At 70.1% G+C, this 26668-nt stretch carries 19 protein-coding genes; 9 read left to right on the top strand and 10 right to left on the bottom strand.

The genetic code is table 11. The annotated features are described in order from the left end of the window. A complete protein-coding gene (locus BHS09_RS11865) occupies positions 1 to 471 on the bottom strand; it encodes a hypothetical protein (protein WP_237078250.1) in 471 nt (156 codons plus the stop codon). Positions 472 to 759: 288 nt separating this feature from the next. Here BHS09_RS11865 and BHS09_RS11860 point away from each other — a divergent pair, with 288 nt between their 5' ends. After that, positions 760 to 2556 carry a CotH kinase family protein gene (locus BHS09_RS11860; protein WP_140797930.1) on the top strand — a complete coding sequence of 599 codons (1797 nt, stop codon included), beginning with the start codon at positions 760 to 762 and terminating at the stop codon, positions 2554 to 2556. 62 nt (positions 2557 to 2618) lie between these two features. Here BHS09_RS11860 and pbpC read toward each other — a convergent pair whose 3' ends face one another. Then, entirely contained in the window at positions 2619 to 4988 is a 2370-nt protein-coding gene (pbpC, locus tag BHS09_RS11855; protein WP_237078248.1) for a penicillin-binding protein 1C, read from the bottom strand. Between the two features lie 33 nt (positions 4989 to 5021). On the opposite strand from pbpC, the gene BHS09_RS11850 reads away from it, so the two are divergent. After that, a complete protein-coding gene (locus BHS09_RS11850) occupies positions 5022 to 5705 on the top strand; it encodes a phospholipase D-like domain-containing protein (protein WP_140789770.1) in 684 nt (227 codons plus the stop codon). Between the two features lie 20 nt (positions 5706 to 5725). Here the strand turns inward: BHS09_RS11850 and BHS09_RS11845 are convergent, their stop codons facing one another. Beyond that, a complete protein-coding gene (locus tag BHS09_RS11845) occupies positions 5726 to 11467 on the bottom strand; it encodes an alpha-2-macroglobulin family protein (protein WP_140797929.1) in 5742 nt (1913 codons plus the stop codon). Positions 11468 to 11734: 267 nt separating this feature from the next. On the opposite strand from BHS09_RS11845, the gene BHS09_RS11840 reads away from it, so the two are divergent. Then, positions 11735 to 12457: an RNA methyltransferase gene (locus tag BHS09_RS11840; RefSeq protein ID WP_140797928.1), complete on the top strand. Its 723-nt coding sequence runs from the start codon at positions 11735 to 11737 to the stop codon at positions 12455 to 12457. Here BHS09_RS11840 and BHS09_RS11835 read toward each other — a convergent pair. Beyond that, positions 12454 to 12714: a hypothetical protein gene (locus BHS09_RS11835; RefSeq protein ID WP_140789765.1), complete on the bottom strand. Its 261-nt coding sequence runs from the start codon at positions 12712 to 12714 to the stop codon at positions 12454 to 12456. The genes BHS09_RS11840 and BHS09_RS11835 overlap by 4 nt on opposite strands. A 183-nt stretch (positions 12715 to 12897) precedes the next feature. Here BHS09_RS11835 and BHS09_RS11830 point away from each other — a divergent pair, with 183 nt between their 5' ends. Then, positions 12898 to 13707, top strand: a complete 810-nt coding sequence (locus BHS09_RS11830; RefSeq protein WP_140789764.1) for a pseudouridine synthase — start codon at positions 12898 to 12900, stop codon at positions 13705 to 13707. Positions 13708 to 13757: 50 nt separating this feature from the next. Further along, entirely contained in the window at positions 13758 to 15161 is a 1404-nt protein-coding gene (sthA, locus tag BHS09_RS11825; protein ID WP_140789763.1) for a Si-specific NAD(P)(+) transhydrogenase, read from the top strand. On the opposite strand, the gene encD is transcribed toward sthA, so the two are convergent. Further along, positions 15145 to 15474 carry an encapsulin nanocompartment cargo protein EncD gene (gene encD, locus BHS09_RS11820; RefSeq protein ID WP_140789761.1) on the bottom strand — a complete coding sequence of 110 codons (330 nt, stop codon included), beginning with the start codon at positions 15472 to 15474 and terminating at the stop codon, positions 15145 to 15147. The genes sthA and encD overlap by 17 nt on opposite strands. A 42-nt stretch (positions 15475 to 15516) precedes the next feature. Further along, entirely contained in the window at positions 15517 to 15879 is a 363-nt protein-coding gene (locus BHS09_RS11815; RefSeq protein ID WP_140789759.1) for a nuclear transport factor 2 family protein, read from the bottom strand. 158 nt (positions 15880 to 16037) lie between these two features. On the opposite strand from BHS09_RS11815, the gene fusA reads away from it, so the two are divergent. The 3 genes from fusA (at position 16038) to BHS09_RS11800 (ending at position 21303) form a co-directional block, all read left to right on the top strand. Continuing rightward, complete coding sequence (gene fusA / locus BHS09_RS11810; RefSeq protein ID WP_140789757.1) at positions 16038 to 18152, top strand: elongation factor G; 2115 nt, start codon at positions 16038 to 16040, stop codon at positions 18150 to 18152. An 85-nt stretch (positions 18153 to 18237) separates the two neighbouring features. Further along, positions 18238 to 20160, top strand: a complete 1923-nt coding sequence (locus BHS09_RS11805; RefSeq protein ID WP_140797927.1) for an ABC-F family ATP-binding cassette domain-containing protein — start codon at positions 18238 to 18240, stop codon at positions 20158 to 20160. A 228-nt stretch (positions 20161 to 20388) separates the two neighbouring features. Beyond that, the gene (locus BHS09_RS11800) at positions 20389 to 21303 is read left to right on the top strand and encodes a flagellar motor protein MotB (RefSeq protein ID WP_174258733.1); all 915 of its coding nucleotides are present in this window, start codon (positions 20389 to 20391) and stop codon (positions 21301 to 21303) included. 19 nt (positions 21304 to 21322) lie between these two features. Here BHS09_RS11800 and BHS09_RS11795 read toward each other — a convergent pair whose 3' ends face one another. The 3 genes from BHS09_RS11795 to BHS09_RS11785 all read right to left on the bottom strand — a co-directional run bounded on the left by BHS09_RS11795 (position 21323) and on the right by BHS09_RS11785 (position 25156). Beyond that, positions 21323 to 23218, bottom strand: coding sequence for an OPT family oligopeptide transporter (locus BHS09_RS11795; protein WP_140789751.1), 1896 nt, complete (start codon positions 23216 to 23218; stop codon positions 21323 to 21325). A 101-nt stretch (positions 23219 to 23319) separates the two neighbouring features. Further along, positions 23320 to 23805 (bottom strand): FKBP-type peptidyl-prolyl cis-trans isomerase, encoded by a 486-nt coding sequence (locus BHS09_RS11790; protein ID WP_140789749.1) that lies wholly within the window; start codon positions 23803 to 23805, stop codon positions 23320 to 23322. A gap of 73 nt (positions 23806 to 23878) precedes the next feature. After that, positions 23879 to 25156, bottom strand: a complete 1278-nt coding sequence (locus tag BHS09_RS11785; RefSeq protein WP_140797926.1) for a dicarboxylate/amino acid:cation symporter — start codon at positions 25154 to 25156, stop codon at positions 23879 to 23881. 80 nt (positions 25157 to 25236) lie between these two features. Between BHS09_RS11785 and BHS09_RS11780 the strand changes: the two genes are divergently transcribed. Continuing rightward, the gene (locus tag BHS09_RS11780; RefSeq protein WP_140789746.1) at positions 25237 to 25875 is read left to right on the top strand and encodes a 2OG-Fe(II) oxygenase; all 639 of its coding nucleotides are present in this window, start codon (positions 25237 to 25239) and stop codon (positions 25873 to 25875) included. Here BHS09_RS11780 and BHS09_RS11775 read toward each other — a convergent pair. Then, entirely contained in the window at positions 25854 to 26636 is a 783-nt protein-coding gene (locus BHS09_RS11775) for a DNA-methyltransferase (RefSeq protein ID WP_140797925.1), read from the bottom strand. The genes BHS09_RS11780 and BHS09_RS11775 overlap by 22 nt on opposite strands. Positions 26637 to 26668: the final 32 nt, after the last annotated feature.

Here is a 26668-nt window from a genome sequence, read left to right as displayed (position 1 = left end):
TCAGGACTGCGCGGCGACGAGGGCGGCGTTGGCGCGGGCCATGGGCCCGCCCTCCATGGGGATGCGCTCGAAGTCGCCGCGCAGCGCCTTGATGGCGAACTTCTCCAGGTCGATTTCCCGGCGGGTGCGCACGCCAAGCACGCGCAGCAGCTCGGACAGGGGGCTGAAGCCGGACACGCTGTGCTGGAGCAGCATGCCCCCTGCCACCGCGGTGAGCCTCCACCAGCGGCCGCCGTCCCGCTGGCCCAGCAGCAGGCCCAGCAGGCCCAGGGCCGACGTGCCCACGGCGAGGGCGCGGTTGATGTCCCACTCGCGCTCCAGCCGGGCGAGGTAGCGCGTCATCTCCGCGCGGTCCCCCTTCTCCGCCATGTACCGGACGCAGCGCTCCACGTGCTCGTCGATGCGCCGGTTCACCACCAGCGGCGTGTGGACACGCACGGTGTCTGACGACGTCTGGTTCCACGATTCCATATGAGGCCCTCTCTCCCTGACGCGGCGCGCCCCCTCTTCTCTTGAAGCTAGGACCGCCGCCGCCCCCCGTGCACAGCCCACGCGGGGAAAGGGGCCCCGTTCCGCCCGGCCGCCTGCCCCGCCAGGGGCCCCTTCGCGTCCCATTCCCTCCAGGGTGGGACAAGCAGCCAGGTTGGGTAATCCGTTTCCCTTGCACGCGACGGTGGGTGCCTGCGTGCCGACTCAAGCGTTCGCTCTCCACCAAAGAGGGGCCCTGGAGGCGGGCACAACCGTTGCTTTGCGCCGGGGTTGATGACTCCTTCTCGATTGCTGCTGTGCCTGCCGCTGCTGAGCCTGTGGGCCTGTGATGGAACCCAGGCGGAGCGGCCACCGTCCCTCCAGGACCCTCCGGGCGTGGAGAATCCGCAAACGCCCCCTGGCGAGGAGGAGCCGCAGCCGACACCAGTGGACCCGCCTCCCGTCGACCCGCCTCCGGTGGATCCGCCTCCGGAACCGCCACCGCCCGTGCCGGAGACGGAGCGGCCCTTTGTGATGCCGCCCGTGCAGACGTCGGTGCCGCAGTACGAGCTCATCATTCCTGAAGAGACGATGCGGATGTTCGAGGCGGACCCTTGGACGCCAGAGCAGGGCGGCCTCTTCAAGGCGAACGGGACGACGTACCGCGTGCAGGTGCGCCTGCGGGGTGCTTCCGCGCGATTCTTCCCGAAGAAGAGCTGGAACGTGAGCTTCGAGGACGGCGTGCGTTTCGAGGGGAGGACGTCACTCAACCTCGTGGCCGAGTACGCGGACGCGACGCTGCTGGCGGAGAAGCTTGCCTTCGACCTGCTGGAGGCCATGCGCGTCCCCGCTTCGAAGGGCACGCTGGTGCGGCTCAACGTCAACGGCGTGTACCAGGGCGTGTTCCTGGAAATCGAGCAGGTGAACAAGGCCTTCCTGCGAGCGCACGCCTACGCCGACACGGATGGAACCATCTACCGGTGTGGCTGGAAGGACTGCGAATTCAAGATGGTGAAGGTGCCGTACCAGGGTGACTGGGCGAAGAAGACGAACGAGTCCCAGCCGGACGACAAGCTCTGGGAGATGGTGGGCGCCATCAACCACACGCCCGAGCCCCAGTTCGTCAGCGAAATGGAGAAGCGCTTCGAGCTGGAGCACTACCTGCGCGCCATGGTGATGGACGCGCTGATGTCCAACAACTACGTGGAGGACTCGGAGAGCTACTTCATCTACGACCGCGCGGTGGCCAGGTGGTCCTACGTCCCGTGGGACCTCAACAACGTGGACTCGCGCTGGTGGTACCCCATCAGCGTGGAGGACATGAGCCAGAGCACCAGCAACATGCGCCACCCGCTGTTCAGCTTCACCCTCACCGACGAATGGGTGGCGAAGATGTACGAGCAGCGCAAGCTGGAGACGGCCTCGTACCCCGGCTACCTGCCGGTGTTCTCCAACCTGGCCACCCGCGTGGTGATGAACCCCGTGCTGCGCGAGCGGCTGGAGGCGCGGCTGGACAAGGCGTTGGACGAGCTCTTCACCCGCGAGGTGATGGACGCGCACATCGACAAGCTGCACGCGCTCATCGACCCGCACATGCGTGATGACCCCTTCATGGACTACGGCCGCTTCTCCGCGGGCCGCGCCTACCTGAAGCGCTACGTGCGCGAGCGCCGCGACTTCATCTTCAAGGAGCTGGAGCGGCTCGCGCAGCAGCAACCCACGCTGGTGCTGGAGGCCGTCCACCCGCGTGAAGGCTGGGTGGAGGTGGGCAACCGCACCTCGGCGCCCATTTCCCTGGCGGGCATGGTGCTGACGACGCAGCTGCGCATCAGCCTGGCGCAGAGCCCCGGCCACCTGCCCACGCAGGTGCGTGCCCCCCTCGGCGCGGTGCTGCCGGAGTTGACGGTGGCCCCGGGGCAGCGCGTCCGCCTCAACGCCGCGCAGCTGGGCATCCAGATGCCCGCCAACGGCGAGATTGGCCTCTTCGACGGGCGCTCCGTGGTGGGCGTGAAAGACCTGCTCTTCTACGGCGACCTGGGCGCGGGCAAGCGCTACGAGCGCGGCGCGCGGGGCTGGGAAGTGCGCTGAGCGCGGAGGCGAGCCTCACCTGAGCGCGGCGCTCCTGGACTCCGGGGGCGCCGCGCTGCGTTTCAGGGCCGCATGCGGACCTCCAACGTCCGCTTCGCGCTCAGTCCCCGGTCATCGGTGACGAGAATCTCGTGGGAGCCCACGGACGGCGTCCACCACACGCGCTCATCGGCGCGCGCCGTCCCCAGCAGGGCACCGTCCACGAACCACGTCAGTGCCCGCTCGTGTGAGGCCTCCGCCTCCAGCGGCACCTCCTGTTGCGAGGCCGGGACACCGGGAATCAGCACGGCCACATGTCCCGGCGCGGGGGAGACAATGGACGGGGCCGCGCGCGCCCCCCCAGGCTCGCAGCCAGGCGCGGCGGCGGGCGGCTCCGGCAGGCGCCGGTGCTGCTCCTCAAGCCAGCGGCGGATGGTGGCCGGCCACGACACGTACACGCGCGTCTCCGTCTTCCGCCCCGTCCGGCACATGGGGCCCACCGACAGCCCCGTGGCCACGTCCACCTCCACGTGCTGGTGGTACGGGCAGCGCGTGGTGGGCACCGCCGAGCGCCGCGCGTAGACGTGCTTGCGCTGCACGCAGGCATCCGTCGGCAGGTGGCCCGAATAGGCGCAAACCTCCACCACGGCCAGGTCATCGGGCGGATTCATGCTCTCGTCCGGCAGGTTGAGGCCGCGCGGACCCACGCCCTCCAGGATGTCGAACAGCACCGGCCCCGCCGCGTCAGCGCCCACCAGGTGCACGCTGGGCGTGTGATTGAAGTTCCCCAGCCAGACGACAGCCGTGTGCCGCGGCCCCGAGCCCGCCGCCCACGCGTCGCGGTGGCCGAAGCTGGTCCCTGTCTTCCAGTGCACGCGCGCCGGCATGCCCGTCAGCCGACGGCGGGCCGGGAAGTCCGGCCGGTCCCTCAGCGACAGCGCCTGGCGCGTCAGCCAGGCCGCGCCAGGGGACAGCACCTCCACCGGCGCGGCCGCCTTCTCGTCCAGCAGAAGCCGCAGCGGCGGCGCGCGTCCATCCCCCGCCAGCGCGACGTAGACGCCCGCGAGCTCCAGCGGCGTCAGCTCGATGCCGCCCACCGCCGCGGACAGGCCGTAGTACCCGGGCTCCTGCACCAGGCTCGTGACTCCCGCCGATTGCAGGGCGCCCAGGAAGCGCTCCACCCCCACGCGCTCCAAGAGCCGCACGAAGGGCATGTTGAGCGACTGGGACAGCGCGTACTCCAGGCGCACCAACCCCTGGAAGCGGCCGTCAAAGTTGCGCGGCGCATAGCCGCCGTAGGCAGTAGGCACGTCCGCCACCAGCTGCTCCGGCCCCACCATTCCCAGGTCGATGCCCATGGCATACAGCAGGGGCTTGAGCGCCGAGCCCGGCGAGCGCGGCGTGGCGAAGCCGATAATCTGCCCGCCGTGCTTCTGGTCGAAGAAGTCGAAGTTGCCCACCAGCGCGAGCACCTCCGCCTGCTGCCGGTCCACCACCACCGCCGTCCCGTTGTAGATGCCTCGCGGCGCCAGCCCCACCGCCGCGTCCCGCATCAACCGCTCCACCATCCGCTGCGTGCCGGCCTCCAGCGTGGTGCGCAGCCGGGCCTGCTCCGGCCGCTGCGTGCGCAGCCACACCGCCACGTGTGGCGCCTCACGGGGAAAGGGCTTCAGGTCCGTGGGCACAGGCGTGTCGCGCACCTCGCGCAGCACCGTCTCCGCCGACACGCGGGCCGCCTCGGGCCCTCGGGGAAGCGCCTCCACGTCCAGCAGCCTTCGCGCCACGCCGTCGCGCGCCGACTGCAACCGGGCCGTGTTCTGCGCCGTGGGGAAGCGCCGGTTCGGGTTCTGCGGCACCGCCAGCAGCGTGGCAATCTCCGCGGGGCTCAGGTTCGCCGCCGTGTGGCCGAAGTACGCCAGCGCGGCCGCCTCCACGCCTTCGACGTTGCGCCCGTACGGGACGAACTGGAGATAGGCCGCGAGCACCTCCTGCTTGGACAGCCGCACCTCCAGCTGCATCGCCCGGAAGGACTCGATGATTTTCGACGTGAAGGTGCGGGGCCGCGGCTCCAACACGCGGACCAACTGCATCGTCAAAGTCGAGGCGCCGGACACCCGCCGCCCCGTGGACAGGTTGCGTGTCGCCGCGCGCAGCACCGCCAGCGGGTCCACGCCCGGGTGGTGGAAGAAGCGCTTGTCCTCCAGGGCCAGCAGGGCCTGGACGTAGTCCGGGTCCACGCGCTCCAGCGCCGTGGGGATGCGCCAGCGCTCGTCCGGGGCCAGGAAGACGTGGGCCGGCGTGCCGTCCCGGTACTCCATCACCACCGATGCGGGCGCGAAGAGACGGGCCGGCATGGGCACGCGCCAGGCGGCCACCCACGCGGCCACGGTGAGGCCCAACAACCCCAGGCCGACGGGCAAGAGCTTCCGGGTGATTCGACGGGCACGGCTCATGAGACGGTGAATCCCAGGCATATACTACGCGCAATGAATGCCTTTGAAATTGACGCCATCCTGACGTCCATTCTCGACGACCGGCGGCTGACACCCACCGAGCGGCAGGCGTTGCAGGCCGTCCTGGCGGAGCGGCGGGCAGGCGAGGCCCTGCTCACCCTCTTCCGCACCCAGGCCTTCGCCCTGGCGCGAGCGTCGATGAAGGACGCGCGCTCCCGGGAGGTCATCTCCTGGCTCGAGGAGACGGTGCAGGCGCTGCACGCGCCCGAGCCCGAGCAGACGTCGCGCATGGAGGCGCACTTCTCTCCGGGCGAGGGCCCGCTCAACGCCATCGTCCAGCAAATCCAGTCGGCACGCGGTTCCATCGACGTCTGCGTCTTCACCGTGACGGATGACCGCATCACCCGCGCGCTGCTGGACGCCCACCGGCGCGGTGTGCGGATGCGAATCGTGAGTGACGATGACAAGGCCATGGACCCGGGCTCCGACATGGAGCGGCTGGGGGACGCCGGCATCCCCATCCGCCTGGACAGGACGTCCGCGCATATGCACCACAAGTTCGCCGTGTTCGACCGGCTGCGGCTGGTGACGGGCAGCTACAACTGGACGCGCTCGGCCGCCGAGTACAACCACGAGAACGTCCTGGTATCCGACGACGCGCGGCTGGTGCAGCCCTTCAGCCGCGCGTTCGACGCGCTGTGGGAGACGCTCGGCTAGGAGCGTCTCCCCGCGCCGCGCTACAGCAGGTTGTCCTTCCACGGCCCGGACACCTGAATCGTCCGGCCCGGCTCACGCGCCCACAGGCGCGGGTCATACATGGCCTCCGCCTCCGCCGACGGCAGGGTGAAGGCACCCGCCGTCACCGCGCGCACCGCGTAGACGACCTTCTTCGACTCGCGAGGCCCCAGGCTGCCGAAGACCTCCATCCGGTCATCGCGGATGTTCACGTAGTCCGCGGACCACAGCGACGCCGGGTCCACCCAGTCGGTGGAGCCACCCCGGCCCAGGCGCGCGTTCTCGATTTCCCAGCCCGCCGGCAGCCGGTCCACCAGGGCGATGTTCTGCACGCGCTCGCCCGTCGTGTTGCGAATCTCCAGCTCCACGTAGACGAGGTCCGCCAACGCCACCGGGGCCTGCCCCATGGCCAGCACCGTGCCGTCCAGCTTGCGCCAGGTGCGCGTGAGCGCCAGGCCCTCGCCGCCCGTGCGGGGCTTGCTGTCCGAGCGCACGCCCTCGCTGCTGAGCACGAGGTACAGCCGGCCCTCGTCCTTGGACGTCACCTCCAGCTGAAGGCCCTGCCGCTCGCTGGCGCGGGCCAGGGCCCACGTCCGGTCCGACGAACGCACCGTCTTGTCCTGCACCGGCGTCATGACCTTTCCGTCCGCCTTGAGCACCGGCGCGGAGAACTGGGTGGACGTCCCTTGCAGCCGCTTGCCCAGGCCGGTGATGCCCCACACCAGCTCCTGCGTTGTGTACCAACCGCTGGAGTGCCCCTGGAGCGATTCGGCCACCATGCGCGCCAGCGGCTCACCCGCCGCGTCCTTGCCGAACAAGTCCTGGAAGGTGCTGAGCATGAAGCCACGACGGCGCCGGTCGGAATAGAAGGACCAGTCGTTCTTCCGCTCCCCGGTGACGGGCGACAGGTCGGGGTTGCGCAGCTCCTTCTCGTAGCGCCGGTCGCCCGCAAGCCACAGCGAAGCCTTGAGCATGTAGTCACGCTCCTGCTCCTCGCCCGTGAGCGCCTTCTGCTTCGCCCGCTCCGCCAACGCGTCCACCAGCTTCTGCACACGCGCCTTGCGGCCCTTGCCGGCCACGGAGAGGACGTAGTGCATGTAGGCCTCCGCGCTGTCCGTGTACATGTCGTCGCGGCTCTGGCGGCCCTCGAGTTTGTTCAGCTCGGTGGACATCCACGTGAGCGCGTCGTTCAGCCGGTCCTGTGGCACGGGGTACTTCAGCTTCTGCGCGTCCAGCAGCATGTGCGCGGCGTACGCCGAGCCCCAGCCCACCGGCTCCGTGGCGCCTGGCCAGTAGCCGAAGCCGCCCGACGGCGTCTGCATGGCCAGGATGCGGTTGATGCCCGACAGCACCATGTCGCCCACGGTCCCGCCCTGGGTCAGCGTGGGGTCCACGTCGTTCACCAGCTCGGACACGTACAGCAACGGACGGGTGGCGGACGTCGTCTGCTCCACGCAGCCGTAGGGGTAGCGCGCCAGGTACGAGAGGTGCTGCAGCGAGCGCGCGTACGGATTGGCCGTCACCCACAGCGTGGAGCGCTCCGTCGTGGGCACCCAGCCCTGGAGGTACTGCGAGACGTCCGTCGTCCCCTGCGCCAGCTCGATTTGCTGCACCAGGCGCTCGCGCGGGCCCGCCGGAGACAGCGGCACGTCCAGCGACTCACTCGAGGTGTAGCCGCCGCCCTCCACCGTCACCGACAGCCGCGCCGCGCCCACCGCCTGCACCGCGCGGGCCTGGAAGACGAAGGTGTGGGACTTGCCGTCCGCCACCCGGGCCGTGCCCTCGCTCTTGCCCAGCAGCTGAAGCGGCGAAGTGGCCGCCGCGGGCATCACCAGCCCCGGCACCGGCAGTGACTCCGCGTTGAGCGTCACCTTCACGTCCTGCGTCTTGCCGGACAGGTTGGTGACGAAGACGGGCACCTGGATTTCGTCGTGCTGCGTGAGGAAGCGTGGCAACGTCGTCTGGAGCACCAGCGGGTCGCGCACCAACACCTGCGCGCTGGCGCGGCCAATGCGCTGCGGGCCCGCCGTCACCGCCATCACCCGCACCGCGCCGCGGTACTGGGGCAGCTTGAAGGGCACCCGCAGCTTGCCGTTGGCCGGCACCGGCAGCAGGCCGCTCCACAGGGCCACCGGCTTGACGGGCTGCACGCGGCCGTCCGCGCCGCCCTCGCCGTCACCACCCGTGGAGCGGGACGCGCCGCCCGGCGGCACCAGCAGCGTCCAGCCCAGCGTCTCGTAGGTCTCCACGCCCAGCGCTCGCCGGGAGAAGAGTTGCTTCTGCGGGTCCGGGCTCTGGAAGCGCGTGAGGGAGAGGATGCCCTCGTCCACCACCGCGATGGTGGCGAAGGTGGGGCCTTCCTGCGGGCCCAGCTCCAGGTCCACCGTGAGGGTGTCGTTGGAGCGAACCTCCTTGGGCACGTTCATCGTCACCGACTGCGTGTACTCCACCGGCTCCAACGTGACGCTGCCCACGCCGAAGGCGCGGTCGGGCATGAAGGCCTCGGCGGACTCCAGGTGCGGGTCCTTCACCAGGAAGGCGCTCACGTACACGTTGGGCGCGAAGGCGGACGGCGTGAAGCTCCACGTCACCTCGCCGGGCTCCACCGCCACCCAGTGGGAGGCGAGCACGCGGTCCGTCTCCGCGGTGAAGAGCATGCGGCCCTTGTAGGGCGACTTCAGCTTCACGGTGATGGCCTGCCCCACGCGCCCCTTCGCCGGCAGCGCCAGGTCCAGCGACGTGGGCTTGAGCGGGCGCGGCGTCTGGTCCACGCGCGAGCCTTCACCCCACCAGTAGTAGCGGCCCTCCCCTTCCAGCTCCAGGTCCGTCTGGGCCCCACCCGAGCGCACGCGCACGATGTAGCCCGCGGCGTCCGCGCCCGGCGTCACGTCCAGCGAGAAGCGGCCGTCCTTCACCGCCACCGTGGAGCGGCCCTCACGCACCGGGCGCAGGTAGCGCTGGTAGCGCTCGTAGCCTTCGTTCTCGTCATAGAAGGAGCCGTACTCCTCCTCCAGGCGCAGGAACTCCACGTCCACCGTCTTGGGCGTCTTGTCCGAGGCGGCCAGCAGCTTGCCGTCCCAGTCCACCACCACGCCCTTCACCGTGAAGGGCTTGCCGGCCTTCACCTTGCCCGTGCTGCCCTGGAGGCCCACGTAGTACGCCTCCGGGTGCACCGGCACCGTCACGCTGCCCTGGGTGGAACGGCCGCTGCCCGACTCGAAGACGCTGGCCAGCGCGCTCAGCGCCCCGGCGCCCCGCAGGGCCCCCATGGCGCCCTGGGCCGGGCAACGAAGGACGGCCTGTCCCTTCGCGTCCAGCGTGCCCTGCACCTGGCCCAGCGTGACGGGGCGGGGCTCGCTGCCGTCCTGGCGCCACAGTCCGTAGGCGTACTGCGCGTTCTCCTTCGGCTTGAAGGCGGACGGAATCAGCCGGCACGTCAGCTCCACCGGGCTGCCCTCCGCCGAGCCGCCGAAGAGGTACGCGGCCTCCACGCCCACCGGGACTTCCTCGCCCTGGAGGTAGCCGGCCTGCTCCGTGCGCGCCTCCACCTTCATGCGCTCCGGGACGAACTCCTCCACGCTGACGGAGTAGATTGCCACTTCGCGGTCCGCCACATTCAGCACCACGCGGTAGCTGCCCGTGTCCTGGAATGATTCGAAGGGCAGGTCCAGCGTCACCAGGCCCGCCTCGTTCGTCTTCAGCGACACCTTCTTCAGCTCGCGCTCACGCGGGTCCACCACCACCAACTCCACAGGCATGCCCGCCGGCGGCGCCTTGTCGTCCTGCCCCCGCAGCACCGCGGCGATGTGCGCCGTATCGCCTGGGCGGTACACGCCGCGGTCCGACCACACCGACGCGCGGTAGGCCTTCTCCGAACGGTAGGACTCGCCATGTACGTCCGCGTTGGCGATCTCCGTCTTCAGCTCGCTGTACTTGAGGTACGTCAGCTCCTCGCCGTCACGGGCGATGAGCGCGAAGGGCGCGCTGTCGTCGACGCCGGGCGCGGGCACCTGGAGCCGGCAGCCATCCGCCGCCACCGTGGTGCAGCGGGCCACCGACTCGCCGCTCTTCTTCACCAGGGAGACCTCCACGCCCGAAAGCGGCTCGGTGCTCTCGATGCCCAGCGCCCACACCCAGACCTCACCGGCGCCGTTGGAGCCCGGCGCGGCCTCACCGCGCTTGGCCACCAGGCTCAGGTTGGTGAGGAGGATGCGGCTCGCCGCCACGTGGTGGTTCTGCTTCGCGGTGATTTCCACCAGGCCCTTCGTGTTCGCGGGCACCAGGCTGGCCACATCCACGTAGGTGGTCGCCAGCGTGTCGGGGGGCGACTTGAGCGCCAGCGTCCGCTTCGCCACCACGTTGGAGGTGCGCTCATCCGCGCGCTCGCGGTAGTCGTCGCTCATCCAGAAGACGAGGTTCTCCGGCGGCACGTTGCGGACGGTGAGCTCCACCGAGTCCAGGTTGAGGTGCTGCAGCGGCAGGTTGCGCCACGCGCTACGCGGCAGGTAGCGGCCGGTGGTCGCGAAGGACAACTGCGGCGAGCGCGCGGGGACGGCGAAGGCGTCCTCGTAGGTGGCCAGCAACATGCCGCCGCCCACCGAGGTCGTGCCCGCGTCGATGCGCAGCGCGTAGGAGCCGCGCTTGAAGTCACCGAAGATGCGGAAGCCGCGGCGCGACGGCGCGACGGAGACCTTGACGGCGGGCGTCAGGTGGATGGCCTCCGCGGCGACGCCGTCATCCAGCGTGCAGCCCTTGTTGCGGTGGTCCCAGTAGTACGGGTCATACCCTTCCGTCTCGCGCGGGGAGGGCGGCTCGGCGCCATCCACGTCCCGGCAGCTCACCTCGATGTAGAAGCCGGTGGTGCCCTGCTCCACCGAGGCGCGGGTGATGTCCATTCGCTTGCCGGCGCGGAGCTCGAACGCGCTGCGCGCGGCGGGGGCCGTCGCCTTCGCCTGCGACACGGCGGGCAGTCCCGCCTGGAGGCTGAAGTCGACCGTGCGGCCCTGCTTGAGCAGCCCGCCGCTCAGCTGCGCGCTGACGACGTTGCGCGTGGTGGGCAGGGTGCGCCACTTCACGTCACCCACGGCCTGCCCGCCCACCCGGAAGCCCGCCCGCGAGCGCACCGCGGCGATGTCCACGGGACCGGAGAAGACGACCTCCACCTCCACGCGGCCCTTCACCGTGTCGAGCTGGCGCGGCACCATCCGGACGAACTGGAAGGGCGGCGTGGTGAACGTGTGCGACCAGTCCCCAACCGCGGCCGGCTTCACCACGCCCGAGTCCAACCCCACCGACGACACCGAAACGGCGTACTTCGTGTCGAAGGCGAAGCCCGCGCCCGACGGCTTGAAGGTCAGCGTGGACGGGGAGGACCAGGAGAGGCTGCCCGGCACATCCGGAGTGATGGTCACGACGGTGTCCTTCAACACCGAGCCATCGTTGGGGCGTACCTCCCGCGGGAACTCGATGACGATGTCCTGCGGCAGCACGTCGCTGGTGGAGACCGCGCGGACGACGGGCGTCAGCAGCTCGGGCGCGGGGGGCGTCGGCGCCTGCGCCACGGCCGTCCCCGCGTCCGCTGGCTGCGCGGCGACGGGCGCCTGGGGCTGCGGCGCGGGCGGCTCGGTGGACTCCTGTTCCTTCTTGCAGCCTGCGAGCGTGGCGCTCACCAACATGGCCGCGAGGAGCCAGCGCGAGCGTTTCGCCCACGATGGCCGCTGCGTGACGACGGACTGCGAACCCATGATTCCTCCAGAAGATGACGCGTGTTCTTCACACGGCGTGCCGGACCAGGGCGCGCCGGGGAAGAGAGGGCTGTGGTCAGGCGCCCGCGGCTCTGACGCGTCCCCCGCGCGTCAGCGGACCCGCAGGGTGTCCAAGGGGCCACACCGTGTGTGGCTCCTGGGCGCCTGCGAAGGCTTTCGAGGCCCCCAGGGTAGCGGAGTCCGCGACGCGGCGGGACATCCATCCGCGGTCCTCGGGCTGCGAGAAACCGCTAAGGTGTCCCGCGCATGGTGCTGCCCGTCCGATTCGTCCTCATGCGCCCCCGCAACGCGGAAAACCTGGGCGCCGCCGCCCGGGCCCTGAAGAACTGCGGCCTGTCCGACTGGGTCTGGGTCCGCCCGGAGGTGGAGGATTTGGAGCCGGCGCGAAGGCTCGCCGTCCACGCCGGGGACGTGCTGGATGCGGCGCGGCGCGCGGACACGCTGAAAGAGGCCGTGGCGGACTGTGTCTGGGTGGTGGGGACCAGCTCGCGCAAGGTCGAAGGCAAGCGCCGGCTTCCCCCGCGCGCGGTGGGTGAGGAGCTGGTGGCCCGGGCACCCCAGGGGCCCGTGGCGCTCGTCTTCGGTGACGAGCGCAGCGGGCTCACCAACGCGGAGGTGGAGCGCGTGCATGACTTGTCCGCCGTGCCGACCGCGCCCGAGCAGCCCTCCATCAACCTGGCGCAGGCCGTGCTGCTGTACGCCTACGAGGTCCGCGTGGCGATGCTGGAGGCCGCCACCACGCCGCCCGGCCCGCTGCCCGCGGCGGCCACGGACGCGGAGCTCGCGCAGGTGGAGGCCACGCTGGAATCCGTCCTCACGACGGGAGGCTTCCTCGTGGACGCCCAGCCGGGCCGCACGGCGGTGCGGGACTTGCTCGCACCGCTGCGGCGCTCACGGCTGACGCGGAAGGAAGCCCGCTTGTGGCTGGCCGCGCTGCACAGCCTCCGCAAGCGTCAGCCCGCGCCCTAGACGGAGCGCGGCTTTTGGGGGATTCCCGTCCCCTTCCCCACGCCAATCCCCCCGGACCCGGACGTCGGCGGCCCCTTGCGCCCCGCCATGCGCACTGCGCCCCAGGCAAGGACAGCGGCGGCCACGACCAGCAGCAGGACCCACAGCCACGTGGATTGGGCGGGCGCGGGCTCCCCGCCGATGGGCGCCCGCGCCCGTGACTGGGCGAGCGCGAGAACGGGGACCAGGAGCGTCAGGTATGGAATCCGGGTGCGCATGTTCGGAAGGTGTCCACCGACGCACGTTCCTGCCCGCAATCCCGAAGGGCCGCGCCGGCCGCGCGGACACGGACCGGCCGGCCGGGCGTCCCCCCACCAGCCGGCATCATCCCGCTGGCGCCTGCACGGGTTCGTACAACTCCCGCTCCCGCCCGAGGCCGGGCCGGGTACAGTGCCGCGCCCATGCCTCGCAAGCCCGACAAGCCGAAGCCGCCGCAGCAGCAGCACAAACGCTGGGAGGGCAAGGAGAAGCCGGACTGGCTGTCACGCGCGCTGGCCCGCGCGGGCGTCTTTCCCCAGAAGGAAGCGGAGGACGCCATCCGCGCCGGCCGCGTCAGCATCAACGGCCGAGTGGCGAAGATGGCGCTGACGCCCGTGCCGCCGGGCGCCACCGTGAAGGTGGACGGACTCGTCGTGTCCCTGGAGGCCCCGCCCACGCGCGTGCTGGCCTTCCACAAGCCCGCGGGCCTGCTGTCCTCCACGGAGCGGCAGCACCGCACCGGCACCGTCTTCGAGGCGCTGCTGCCCCAGCTCCCGCCGGAGCTGGCGGGCTACACGTGGCACGCCGTGGGCCGCCTGGACGTGGATTCCACGGGCCTGCTGCTCTTCACCAACGACGACAAGCTGGTGGCCCACGCCACGTCCCCGGACGCGCGCCTGCCCAAGCGGTACGTGGCCACCGTCTTCAGCACCGCGAGCGACGAGCGGGTGGAGCCCCTGCGCCGGGGCATGACGTTGGATGACGGTCCCGCCCGCCCCGCGAAGGTGAACGTGCGGGACGAGCACACGGTGGAGGTGACGCTCACGGAAGGCCGGCACCACCAGGTGAAGCGGATGCTCGGCGCCGTGGGCCTGCCCGTGCGCGCGCTGCACCGCGAGGCCGTGGGCGGCGTGGACCTGGAAGGCATCCCCGAAGGCACCTTCCGGCTGCTGACGGACGACGAGGTCCGCGAGGGGCTTCGCTACGAGGGGCGTGCGCCCTCGGCCCCCTAGCCGCTTGCATTGGCTTCAAACGACCGGCGGGGTCGCGTACCTTCGTCTCCATGGCGGACTTCGACCTGGTGGTGATTGGCTCCGGCCCGGCGGGTGAGTGGGGCGCGGTACAGGCGGCGCTGGCGGGCAAGCGCGTGGCGGTGGTGGAGCGGGAGCCCGTGCTGGGCGGTACCGCGGCGAACACGGGCACCCTTCCCTCCAAGACGCTGCGCGAGACGGCGCTGCACCTGTCCGGCTTCCGGGCCCGAGGGTTGTACAGCGTGGAGACGACGCTGCGGCACGAGGCCACGGTGTCCGACTTCCTCTTCCGCGAACGGCGGGTGAAGGACATCGAGCGCGAGCGCATTGCCCGTAACCTCCAGCGCCACAAGGTGGAAATCATCCAGGGCACCGGCGCGCTCGTGGACGCGAACACCGTCGTCGTGCGGCGCCAGGACTCCCCGGAGCGGCGCCTCACCGGCGGCACCATCCTGGTGGCCACCGGCTCGTCGCCGTACCGGCCGCCGCTGTATCCCTTCGAGGACCCGCGCATCCACGACTCGGACGAGGTGCTGGAGCTCGAAAGACTGCCGCGCTCGCTGGTGGTGGTGGGCGCCGGCGTCATCGGCTGTGAGTACGCCTGCATGTTCGCCGCCATGGGCATCCCCGTGACGCTGGTGGAGACGCGCGCGGAGCTGCTGCCCTTCCTGGACGATGAGTTCTCCGCGCTGCTGGGCCAGCGCATGGAGGCGCTCGGCATCCAGCTGCGCTTCGGGCAGGTGGTGGAGCAGGTGGACGTGCCACAGGACGCGGACACCCCCATCCGGATGCTGCTCTCCTCCGGCACCGCGCTGGAGACGGACCAGATATTGGTCGCCTCCGGCCGCACCGCCAACACCGCGGGCCTGGGGCTGGAGGCCCTGGGCGTGAAGGTGGGCCCGCGCGGACAGGTGGAGGTGGGCCCCACGTACCAGACGGCCCTGCCCCACATCTATGCCGTGGGGGACGTCATCGGCTTCCCGGCGCTGGCCTCCACGTCCATGGACCAGGCGCGCATCGCCGTGGAGCACGCGTTCGACCTGGGCGGCGTGCGCACCATGGCGCCGGTGCTGCCCTACGGCATCTACACCATCCCCGAGGTGTCGATGGCCGGCGAGACGGAGGGGGCCCTGCGCAAGCTGAACGTGCCCTACGTGGCCGGCCGCGCCGCCTTCGCCACCAACCCGCGCGGACAGATTCTGGGGGACACGCACGGCCTGCTGAAGCTGCTCTTCCACCGGGAGAGCCTCAAGCTGCTGGGCGTGCACGTCATGGGCCCCCAGGCCTCCGAACTGGTGCACGTGGGCCTCACGGCCCTGCTCACCGGCTCCAGTGCCCGGCTCTTCGTCGAGACGTGCTTCAACTACCCGACGCTGTCGGAGGCCTACAAGGCGGCCACCTTCGACGCGCTGGACCAGCTCAGCGGCTGCCCTTGAGGCTCCCCACGGTGAGCCCCGTGGCGAACGGGGCCGCTTCGTGAAGTTCGTCCGCCGAGCCCCTCGCCAGCCGGGGTGCCTCGGCGGGCGCTTCCCGGGCCGGCGTCGGAGCGGCGGCGCCACGGCCCCCTGCCCCTCCGAGCAGCTCCTGGATGCGCTGCCAGCGCGCCTTCTCCTCCACCATCAACCGGGTGAGCTCCGCGCGAGCGGACGCATCCCCCAGGTCGGAGGCGGCCGCCGCCACGCGGTCCAGGAACGGCATCAGGTATCCGAAGTCCCTGTCGAAAGCGCTGGGGTTCGAGTTCTTCGCCATTGGACGGCCACGCTAGCCCACTTCACGGAAGGTGGGGGGACTTCAGCCGTGGTACACCCGCGAGGCGACAATCCGGCCGTCACGCACCTCAAAGACCTCCGCCACCGGCATGGGGGCCTCCCCCGGCGCATGGCGCAGGTACTCCATGAACACCCTGTCCTCGTCCGCTGTGAGGGCCACCAGCTCATACCGCAGCCCCGGCAGCCGGGCGTTGGCCGCCTTCCACCACGCGGACAGGGCCTGCCGCCCTACCAGTCGCCCGCCCGTCTCCGGGTGCAGCACCCGGATTTTGGGTGACGTGTGGGTGGCGTCCTCGGCATAGAGCGCCACCAGCGCGTCCACGTCATAGGCGTTGAAGGCGTCCAGCCAGGCTCGGGCGAGGGAGAAGTTTTCGGTCGCGCTCATCGTTAGAAACCTCAACTGATTACGGTATTGAGTAGGCAGAGGTAGGCCCAAGTGGGTCAATTTCCATGCGGATTTGGCTGGAAACTACGTCCTGTGGGAAGTAGAGGCCCCGCCTGCTCTGTTCCGTCAGGCACTTTCAAGAAAAGAAGGACCGGATCGTGGCCGCCAACGCACCCATCGAGAAGATTCGAAACATCGGTATCTCCGCCCACATCGACTCGGGCAAGACGACGCTCTCTGAGCGCATCCTGTTCTACACGGGTCGGATTCACGAGATCCACGAGGTCCGCGGCAAGGACGGCGTGGGCGCGGTCATGGACTCGATGGACCTGGAGCGTGAGAAGGGCATCACCATCCAGTCCGCCGCCACGTTCGCGATGTGGGGCGAGTACAACATCAACCTCATCGACACCCCGGGACACGTGGACTTCACCATCGAGGTGGAGCGCTCGCTCCGCGTGCTCGACGGCGCCATCCTGGTCCTCTGCTCGGTCGCTGGCGTGCAGTCTCAGTCCATCACCGTGGACCGCCAGATGAAGCGCTACCGCGTCCCGCGCATCGCGTTCGTCAACAAGATGGACCGCTCCGGCGCGAACTATGACCGCGTGGCCGCCCAGCTGAAGGAGAAGCTGAACCACCACCCGGTGAAGATGCAGATGCCCATCGGCGCCGAGGACCGCCTCAAGGGTCTGATCAACCTCATCGAAATGAAGGCGTACTACTTCGATGGCGAGAGCGGCGAGAACATCCGTGAAGAGGAGATCCCGGCGGAGCTGCTCGAGGAGGCCAAGACGCGCCGCCAGCAGATGATCGAAGGCGTGGCCGAGGTCGACGACCAGCTCGGCGAGCTGTTCCTCGCCGACGAGCCCATCTCCAACGAGGCGCTGATCGCCGCCGTCCGCCGGGCCACCATCAGCCTGAAGATGACGCCGGTCATGTGCGGCTCCGCGTACAAGAACAAGGGCGTGCAGCTGCTCCTGAACGCCGTCTGCGCGTTCCTGCCCAACCCCAAAGAGGCGACGAACGAGGCGCTGGACCAGAAGAACAACGAGGCGAAGGTCATCCTCGATTCCGACCCGGAGAAGCCCTTCGTCGGCCTCGCGTTCAAGCTCGAGGACGGTCGCTACGGGCAGCTCACGTACATGCGCATCTACCAGGGCCGCGTGTCGAAGGGTGACTTCATCATCAACCAGTCGAACCAGAAGAAGGTCAAGGTTCCGCGCATCGTCCGCATGCACTCCAGCCAGATGAACGACATCAACGACGCCACCGCGGGTGACATCGTTGCGCTGTTCGGCATCGAGTGCGCGTCCGGCGACACGTTCACCGATGGTGTGGTGAACTACACGATGACGTCCATGCACGTCCCGGACGCCGTGATTTCGCTCGCCGTGGCGCCCAAGGACCGCTCCGCGCTGGCCAACTTCTCCAAGGCGCTCAACCGGTTCACCAAGGAGGACCCCACCTTCCGCGTGCACCGTGATGAGGAGTCCGGGCAGACCATCATCCGCGGCATGGGTGAGCTCCACCTGGAGATCTACATCGAGCGCATGAAGCGCGAGTACAACTGCGAGGTCCAGGCCGGTAAGCCGCAGGTGGCGTACCGCGAGACCATCAGCCAGAAGGGCGAGTTCGCGTACACGCACAAGAAGCAGACGGGTGGCTCCGGCCAGTTCGCTCGCGTGTGCGGCTACATCGAGCCGCTGCCCTCGGACGCGGTGCAGCAGTACGAGTTCGTGGACGACATCGTGGGCGGCTCCATCCCCCGCGAGTTCATCCCGGCCTGCGACAAGGGCTTCACCGAGGCCGTGAAGAAGGGCAGCCTCATCGGCTTCCCCGTGGTGGGTGTGCGCGTGGTCATCAACGACGGCGCCTTCCACGCGGTGGACTCGTCCGAAATGGCGTTCAAGACGGCCGCCATCATGGGCTTCCGTGAGGGCTATGCCGCCGCCAAGCCCATCATCCTCGAGCCGATGATGAAGGTGGAGGTCCAGGCTCCCGAGGACTTCCAGGGCTCCGTCGTGGGTCAGCTGAACCAGCGCCGTGGCACCATCCTCTCCACCGAGACGGCCGAGGGCTACGTCACGGCGGTGGCCGAGGTGCCGCTGAACACCATGTTCGGCTACTCCACGGACCTGCGCTCCGCCACCCAGGGCAAGGGCGAGTACACGATGGAGTTCTCCCGCTACACGCCGGTGCCCCGGAACGAGTCCGAGGCCCTGATGGCGGCGTACAAGGAGAAGCTGGCCGCTGAGCAGGCAGCGCGCAAGTAGTCCGCGCATCCGCCACACTCTGGCGGTAAGGAAGGCGTCCCTCTTCAATGAGGGGCGCCTTTCGCCTTTTCAGGAGTCCGATACCGTGACGCTGCTCCGCGCCGCCAACGTCCAGCTCAGCTTCGGAAGCCGCACCGTCTTCCAGGACCTCACCTTCACCATCGAGGAAGGGGAGCGGGTGGGCCTGGTGGGCGTCAACGGCTCCGGCAAGTCGTCGCTGATGAAAATCCTGGCCGGGGCCGCCCGCGCCGACACGGGTGAGCTCCAGCTGCGCCGTGGCGCCCGCGTCACCTACCTGCCCCAGGAGCCGGAGTTCCCCGAAGGCGCCACGGTGGCCTCCGAGCTGTCCGTGTCCCAGGGGCCGCTGAAGGAGGCGCTGGCCGCCCACGCGGAGCTGGCGAAGCGGATGGAGTCCGCCCCGGCGGAAGAGCAGGAGAAGCTGATGGCGCAGTTCTCCGCGCTCAGCGACCGCATCGAGCAGATGGGCGGCTGGGACACCGAGCACCACGCCAAGACGCTGCTCGACAGGCTGGGCGTGAAGGACTGGGACCGGCCCGTGGCGCAGCTGTCCGGCGGCCTGCGCAAGCGCGTGGCCATTGCCCGGGCCCTGCTGACGCGGCCGGACCTGCTGCTGCTCGACGAGCCCACCAACCACCTGGACGCTGACACCGTGGACTGGCTGGAGGAGGAGCTGGACAAGCTGCCCGGAGCGCTGCTGCTCGTCACGCACGACCGGTACTTCCTGGACGGGCTGGTGGACCGCATCGTCGAAATCCAGCCCGGCGCGGGCGTCACGTCGTATCCCGGCAACTACCAGGCCTACGTGGAGCAGAAGCTGGTGGCGCAGGAGAACGCCGAGCTGGCGCAGCACAAGCGCGAGCGTTGGATTGCGCAGGAAGTGGCGTGGCTGCGCAAGGGCCCGGAGGCCCGCCGCACCAAGAGCAAGGCCCGCATCGAACGCGCGCAGAAGCTGATGGCGGAGAAGGGCTTCGAGCGCCCCAAGGTGGCGGACCTGCGCGTGGCGGCGGCGCCCCGGCTGGGCCACACCGTCATCGAGGCCGAGGGCGTGAAGAAGGCCTTTGGCGACCGGAAGGTGCTGGACGGCGTGGACTTCCGCCTCCAGCGCGGCGAGCGCGTGGGCCTGGTGGGGCCCAACGGCGTGGGCAAGACAACCTTCCTGCGCGTGCTGCTGGGCGAGGTGGAGCCCGACGGCGGCAAGCTCGTCATCGGGAAGAACACGAAGGTGGCGTACTACGACCAGAGCCGGGCGCAGCTCGACCTGGAGGCCACCGTGTACGAATCGGCCTCGCAGGGCGAGGACTGGGTGGAGCTGGGCGACCAGAAGGTGGCCCTGCGCGACTATCTGGACGACCTGCTCTTCCCCGTGCCCATGCAGCGCATGAAGGTGAAGGCGCTGTCGGGCGGCGAGCGCAACCGGCTGCTGCTGGCGCGCCTGTTCCTGGAGGGCGCCAACGTGCTGGTGCTGGACGAGCCCACCAACGACTTGGACATCGTCACCCTCAACATCCTGGAGCGGCTGCTCCTGGACTTCGGGGGCAGCACCCTGCTCGTCACGCACGACCGGTACTTCCTGGACAAGGTGGCCACCAGCATCCTCACCTTCGAGGGCGAAGGCCGCGTCACCCGCTACGAGGGCAACTACGCCATGTACCGGCGGCTGAAGGAGCAGGCGGACGCGAAGGCCGCGGCCCCCGCCGCCCCGAAGCCGGGCCCCAAGCAGGATGAGCCCGCACCCGCCAAGGCCGCGCGCAAGCCCGGGAAGCTCTCCTACAAGGACCAGCGCGAGCTGGACGGCATGGAGGCCACCATCGAGGCCGCCGAGTCGCGCAAGGCCGGCCTGGAGGCCCAGCTCGCCGACCCCGCCGTGTACAGCAACGGCCCCAAGGTGGCGGAGGTGCAGAAGGAGCTGGACGCCACCGTCGCCGAGGTGGACCGACTGTACACGCGCTGGCAGGAGCTGCAGGACCTGGCCGCCGCCAGCGCGTAGGCCGGCGCGCGTCTGTCCATTCCCAGCCATGTCTGGGAATGAGACTTCACGGAAACACGGGGAGAATCCGGACGACTGGCCCGTCAAGCCAGCAAGTTGTTTGGAACCCTGATACTTGCTGGACGCAAGGGAAGGCGTGCCGCCCTTGCACGGGACTGGCGTGTCGTGCGACTCGTGCGGGCCTTCGGGGCTGTCGCATTCACGTCGTGTTTCATTGGAGGCGTCGTCTTGCCGTCCCGGCCTGCGCTCGCGCTTGTCTCTGCGTTGTCTTCATTGGCCCTGTTCGTTGGCCCCGCTGAAACGCGGGCCCAGGGCCGGTCGCTCCCCACCTTCAACCTCCAGCGTCTGGAATTGGACCCGGCGGCGCTGGGCTCGCTGATGGTGGGCACGGGCCGCACGCTGCCCCAGGGCGAGCTGCGGATGTCGGTCCAGGGACACTACGAGCAGCTCCCCTTCCACTTCCAACGTCGATGGGAGCCGGGCGGCGGCAGTGGCCTGGTGGAGGACCGCTTCACCATGGACATGACGGCCGCCTACGGCGTGCTGCCGTGGCTCCAGGTCGCCGCGGAGGTGCCCTTCATCGTCAGCCAGGGTGGCTCGCGCTTCCGGGACTTCAACGCGCCGGAAGGTTCGGGAATGGGAACGCCCTGGCTGGGCCTGCGCGCGGCGCTGATGCGTCAGGACTTGGGCTTCCAGTTGGCGGCGGACGTGTCGGCCGCGCTCCCGGTGGGCAGCACGGCGCTGCTGGCCCGGGACGACTACGCGGTGCACCCCCGCCTGCAGGTCGGTTTCCTGGCGGAGACGTGGCAGATCGGCGGTGAGGCCGGCGTGCTGGTGCGCAAGAAGCACGAGCTCTTCAACGTGTCCGGCTTCTCCCAGGACGTCATCGGCAGCGAGCTGCGGCTGGGTGCCACGGTGACGTCGCGGGCCGGGGAGAGCACGCGCGGCGAGGTGAGCGTGGTGGCGGGGCTGCCGCTGCAAGGTGGCCGTCCGGGCGGCGAGTTGCTGCTGGCCATCCGCAAGCACGCGCTGTCCTGGCTGGACCTCTACGTCCTGGGCGGGCCGGGCTTGGGCGCCGGCATGGACACGCCCACCTTCCGCTTCGTGGCGGGCGCCTCGTTCTCCACCTTCCGGGTGGACTGAGGCGCCCCACCCCGCCGGCCTACTTGGGCATCACTCCGAAGGCCTTCGCCATCGCGATGCCGATGCCCAGCAGGCTCTCTCCCGCGATGAAGCCGGAGGACACCGGCAGCACCATGTCCTCCGCCAGCTTCGGCTTCGTGCGGCGCAGCAGCGCGGCGATGGCCGAGCCCAGGAAGAAGGCGATGGAGCTGGACCCCGGAATCACGATGGCCAATCCGAAGCCCGCGGGGGACGGCACGTAGGCCTTGGCCTTCGCCGGGGCCCAGCGCTCCAGCAGCACCAGGAAGATGCCCAGGATGGCGCCGCACAGCGCGCCCACGCGCGCCGAGCCCGGCAGCGCGGCCACGCCCGTGGCGAGCAGCTTCGACACGCCGGCCCACACCATGGAGGCGGGCGCGGGGAACTCCTCCGTGCCCAGCATGCTGGCGTCCGGCACGAGAATCTTGAACACGGGCACCACCACCGCCGCGCCGGCGACCACGCCGAAGAGCTGCGCGACGAACTGCTGGCGCGGGTTGGCGCCCAGCAGCCACCCGGACTTGAGGTCCGTCAGCAGGTCCGCCGAGTGGAGCCCCACGCCGCCCGTCGCGTTGGCGCTCATGACGTTGGCGGGGATGTTGCCCGGCGCCAGGCCGCCGAAGATGAGCTGCGTGACGGGGCCCAGCGCCTTGGTGGGCGTGGTGTCCGTCTCGCCCGTCACCCGGCTGGCGATGACGCCCATGACGACGGCCAGCGGCATGGCCAGCACGCCCGCCCACCACGGAATCTGGAACAGGTAGGCCATGAGGAACACGGCCACCGGGCCGAGAATCGCGAAGCCCAGGGGAAACCACGCGGGCGGGCACTCGATGCCGGCCAGCGGGTCGGCCTCCTCTTCCTTCGTGCTCTTCCCCCTGAACAGGCCGGACAGCGACTTGAAGGAGCGCGCCACGCTGCGCCACTGGAAGGCGAAGGAGAGCAGGCCCGAGGACACCAGCACCGCCGAGCCCGTCCACACCATCCAGCTGTTGATGGAACGGTAGGTCACCTCGGGAATGGCGCCCTGGCTCACCATGGCCGGGGCGAGGAAGCCGTAGGTGAGCACCGCGCCCAGCAGCATGGACCAGCCCGTGCGGAAGCTCACCAGCGCGCCCGCGCCCACCAGCAGCAGGCTGAACTCGAAGGACAGCGACCACGCCGACGCCTTCTTCCCCAACATCGTGAAGGGCAGGCTCACCTTCTCCGGGATGTTGGCCAGCCACGTGAAGCGCGCGTCCCGCAGCGCCACCAGGAGCGCGCCAATGCCACCCGCGATGCCCAGGAGCCGCGACTTGCGGCGGGCTACCTCGCCATGGCCGTGCAGCGCGCGGATGGTCTCCGCGGTGGCCGTGCCCGTGGGGAACGGCAGCGCCTCCACGTTGATGAGCTGGCGCTTGATGGGGATGGCGGCGAAGACGCCCAGCGCGGAGATGACGGCGAACCACACCATGAGCCAACCCGAGGACGGCAGCGTCCCCGTCAGCATCAGAAGCGCGGGCACCGCGGCCATGTTGCCACCGCCCGTCATGTAGCCGGCGGCCGACGCCACCGAGCCCATGGCGTTGTTCTCCAGGTCGGTGAACTCCGTCTTCAGCACCCGAATCGAGCGCAGCGTGCCGAACACCGCGAAGGCCAGGATGCAGGCGGTGATGGTGACGCCCAGGCTCCAGCCCGTCTTGAGGATGACGTACAGGTTGGACAGGCACATCACCGCGCCAATCGCCATGCCGGCGATGACGGCGCGCACCGTGAGCTGACGCACCCCCCCCTGATAGACGTGCTCCAGCCAGTAGCGCTCGGGGTCCTGGGCCGCGGAGGCTCCCGCGTCACCCGGGGAGTCGGACGGTTGGATGCGGAGGCCGCTGGGACTGGGCGTCTGGGAGGGGGACTGGCTCATGGGGGCGGCGAAGATAGTTCACCCCCACGCCCCCCGCGAGCACCGCGTTTGACGGGGCGGGCCAACCTCCTGGGCTGGCCGCGCCGCGTCAGGGCGGCACGTCAGCCGTGCGCATGCCCGCCCGGCCCGTGGACGTGGCCGTGGGTGAGCTCCTCCTGCGTGGCGGCACGCACGCCCTTCACGGTGACGTCGAAGTGCAGCGTCTTGCCGGCCAGCGGGTGGTTGAGGTCCACCACGACGCCCTCATCGCGCACTTCCTGGATGCGCAGCGGGATGTCGCCCTGGTCCGTCTGCGCCATCAGCGTCTGGCCGGCCTGCGGCGCGAAGCCGGGTGGCAGCATGTTGCGCGGCACGGTGCGCACGCCCGCCGGGTCGTGCTCGCCGTAGCCCTGGCCGGGGGCCACCACCACCTGCTTGCTCTCGCCGAGGCCCATGCCCTCCAGGGCCCCTTCGAGCCCCGGGACGATTTGCCGGTGCCCGTGCAGGTAGGAGAGCGGCTGGTCGGGCGCGCTCTGGTCGATGACCTGGCCGTCTCCCAGGTGCAGCCGGTATTCGAGCGAGACGACGGAATCCTTGGCGACCCTCATGCGGGGCTCCTTGCCGATGACTGCGGTGGGACTGCGCTTGCTGCGGGGAAGGTGCGGCGGGAAATGCCCGGCGTCAGGAAGCAGAGGGGTCCACGGCTCCCTCTTCGGCCGGGCTGTCGGCCGGCTCTCCGCGCGCCACGTAGACGGCGGCGGCCAGGTCGCCGGTGACGTTGAGCGTGGTGCGGCACATGTCCAGGAAGCGGTCCACGCCCAGGATGAGGCCCAGGCCCTCCACCGGAATCTTGAACATGCCCAGAATCATCGCGATGACGGGAATGGAGCCCGCCGGCACGCCCGCGGTGCCGATGCCCGCCAGGATGCAGATGAACATGATGAGCGCCTGGTCGGGCAGGCTGAGCGGCACGCCGTAGACCTGAGCGAGGAAGAGCACCGTGACGCCTTCGAAGAGCGCGGTGCCGTTCTGATTCATGGCCGAGCCGGCGGTGAGCACGAAGCGCGACACGGTGCGCGGCAGCTTGAGGTTCTCCTCCGCCACCTTGAGCGCGGTGGGCAGCGTGGCGCTGGACGACGACGTGGAGAAGGCGGTGACGATGGCCAGCCGGCTGCCGCGGAAGAACTCGACGGGGTTGCGCCCGCCCAGGAAGCGCACCGACAGCGAGTAGACGACGAACATGTGCAGGCCCAGCGCCAGCAGCACCGTGCCCATGTACGAGGCGAGCTGCACGAAGATGCCGAAGCCCAGCCGCGCCGTCATGGAGAACAGCAGCGCGGCCACACCGAAGGGCGCCAGGCTCAGCACGCCGTCGATGAGCTTCATCATCACGTCGTAGAGGCCCTGGATGGTCTCTCGAAGGCGCTGGACGGGCTCGCCCGGGGTGAGCGCCACGCCCATGCCGAAGATGAGCGAGAAGACGATGAGGCCAATGAAGTCTCCATCCCCCGCGGCCTTGATGGGGTTGGTGGGCACCATGGAGATGAGCACCGCGCCGAACGAGGATGCCCCAGGCGCGGCGGCCGCCTGGATGGCCATCCCGCCCTGGGCCAACGCACGGGCCTCGTCACTGAGGCCCGCGCCGGGCTCCAGCGTGTTGACCAGCACCAGTCCGATGAGGACGGAGATGGAGGACAGGGCGACGGTGTAGCCCAGCGTGCGAGCCCCCAGCCGCCCCACCTGCTTGAGGTCCAGCTCCGCCACCGCCGCGACGATGGCGGAGAACAACAGCGGCACCACGAGCATCAGCAGCAGGCGGATGAAGATCTGCCCCACCGGCGAGGCGACGTTGTCCACGACGAAGGTCAGCCAGGGCGCGCCGCCCGCGACGACGTTGGCGACAAGGCCCGCCACCGCGCCGGAGGCAATGCCGACGAGCATCTTCTGGTGCGCCTTCATCGAATCTCCGAGCCCTCCTCGCCGGAGGAGAATGGTCCGCGCCACCGGGCGGTAGGCGAAGATGGCATGCTGTCCTCCTCGTGGAAACCCTCGTTCGACTCACTGAGAACGCCGTGCCCCCCCTGCTCTTCCGCCGCCTGCTGCGACGCTTGGGCGCCGTGGGCACGGAGCGCCTGCGTCAGACCTACCAGACGACCTTCTGGTACGACTTCGGCCCCGCGGCCAACGTGGTGGAGGACATCATCCTCACGCTGCGTCCGCACATCGCCGGCAAGCGCCGCGTGGCCGGCGTGGAGTGGTGGCTGTCACGCATGTACCCGACGGACGTGCGCGTGGACTTCCACCAGGACCGCGACGAGAAGCTCGCGCTGCGCACCGGCGAACTGGTGCACCCGCGCATCTCCTCCGTGCTGTTCCTCAACCGCGTGCGCGGCGGCGCGCTGGTGGTGACGCCCGAGCTGCCAGACCCGGCCAACCCGTCCCTGGCTCCCGCGAACCTGGACACCGCCGACCTGGTGACGCCCCGGCCCAACCGGCTGGTGGTGTTCGACGGAACGCTCACCCACGGCGTGCTGGACGCGGACAACCAGATTCCCGACGGGAAGCTGCCCGGAAAGTCCCGGCAGCGCCGCACGCTGGTGATGAACTGGTGGGGCCACCGCCCCACCGACATCCCCGCGTGGGCGGACACGCGCCTCTACCGGGCGCTGGCGCGCTGAGCTTCCTCGCGGGCCGTCTCGCGCAGGCGGAGGGTGACGCGCTCGGCCCACTCCGGCTCGATTTCCAGGCACGCGGGCCGCCGGCCCAGCCGCAGCGCCGCCGACGGCATGGAGCCACTGCCCGCGAAGGGGTCCAGCACCGTGTCCCCCGGGCGGCTGTACGTGCGCACCAGCGGCTCCAGGACGGAGAAGGGCTTGTGGTGCGGGTGGCCGCCCCAGCGCTTCGCTTCGCCTTCATCGTCATAGCCGCCGACCACGGCCCAGACGGTGGGCAAATCTCCTGGCGCCAGCGGCGGCTCGGGCGTGCGGGCAATCACGAGCGCGACTTCGTAGACGCGCAGCGTCTGCTCGTTGGCGTTCTTGTCCGTGGTGCGCTTGCCCCAGACGTACTCGCCGCGCAGGTGCGGATAGCCCAGCCCGCGCGCGGCGGTGAGGATGGGCTCCTTGCCCAGCAGGTTCGTCCAGATGATGAGCGACGCGTCCGGGGTGAGGTGCGCGGTGGCGCGCGACAGCCAGGCCTCGGAGAAGGCGCGGTAGTCGCGCACCGTCTCGAAGCGGACGATGGGGTTCTGGTCGATCTTCTTGTGCGCGCGCGTGTCCCGCAGGTCCCCGCCCTTGCGCCGCCGGGTGAGCAGGCAGTACGGCGGGTCCGTGTGGAGCAACGCGGCGCGGGTGTCGCCTAACGCGGCGCGGTAGCCCGCCGGCTCGCGGGAATCGGCGTTGATGCAGCGAAGGGACTCGGGCGGGGGAATGGAAGTCATCGGCCTGAGCGGCACCCTACACGGCGGAGCGC

Source organism: Myxococcus xanthus (assembly GCF_006402735.1).
In the GTDB taxonomy this organism is placed as follows: domain Bacteria; phylum Myxococcota; class Myxococcia; order Myxococcales; family Myxococcaceae; genus Myxococcus; species Myxococcus xanthus_A.
This window is presented reverse-complemented; position numbering and strand designations above follow the sequence as displayed.

Excerpts from the sequence above, each read along its gene's own strand:
- BHS09_RS11865 (WP_237078250.1), bottom strand. The coding sequence starts at position 471 with ATGGAATCGTGGAACCAGACGTCGTCAGACACCGTGCGTGTCCACACG.
- pbpC (WP_237078248.1), bottom strand. The coding sequence starts at position 4,988 with ATGAGCCGTGCCCGTCGAATCACCCGGAAGCTCTTGCCCGTCGGCCTG.
- BHS09_RS11850 (WP_140789770.1), top strand. The coding sequence starts at position 5,022 with ATGAATGCCTTTGAAATTGACGCCATCCTGACGTCCATTCTCGACGAC.
- BHS09_RS11845 (WP_140797929.1), bottom strand. The coding sequence starts at position 11,467 with ATGGGTTCGCAGTCCGTCGTCACGCAGCGGCCATCGTGGGCGAAACGC.
- BHS09_RS11840 (WP_140797928.1), top strand. The coding sequence starts at position 11,735 with ATGGTGCTGCCCGTCCGATTCGTCCTCATGCGCCCCCGCAACGCGGAA.
- BHS09_RS11835 (WP_140789765.1), bottom strand. The coding sequence starts at position 12,714 with ATGCGCACCCGGATTCCATACCTGACGCTCCTGGTCCCCGTTCTCGCG.
- BHS09_RS11830 (WP_140789764.1), top strand. The coding sequence starts at position 12,898 with ATGCCTCGCAAGCCCGACAAGCCGAAGCCGCCGCAGCAGCAGCACAAA.
- sthA (WP_140789763.1), top strand. The coding sequence starts at position 13,758 with ATGGCGGACTTCGACCTGGTGGTGATTGGCTCCGGCCCGGCGGGTGAG.
- encD (WP_140789761.1), bottom strand. The coding sequence starts at position 15,474 with ATGGCGAAGAACTCGAACCCCAGCGCTTTCGACAGGGACTTCGGATAC.
- BHS09_RS11815 (WP_140789759.1), bottom strand. The coding sequence starts at position 15,879 with ATGAGCGCGACCGAAAACTTCTCCCTCGCCCGAGCCTGGCTGGACGCC.
- BHS09_RS11795 (WP_140789751.1), bottom strand. The coding sequence starts at position 23,218 with ATGAGCCAGTCCCCCTCCCAGACGCCCAGTCCCAGCGGCCTCCGCATC.
- BHS09_RS11790 (WP_140789749.1), bottom strand. The coding sequence starts at position 23,805 with ATGAGGGTCGCCAAGGATTCCGTCGTCTCGCTCGAATACCGGCTGCAC.
- BHS09_RS11785 (WP_140797926.1), bottom strand. The coding sequence starts at position 25,156 with ATGAAGGCGCACCAGAAGATGCTCGTCGGCATTGCCTCCGGCGCGGTG.
- BHS09_RS11775 (WP_140797925.1), bottom strand. The coding sequence starts at position 26,636 with ATGACTTCCATTCCCCCGCCCGAGTCCCTTCGCTGCATCAACGCCGAT.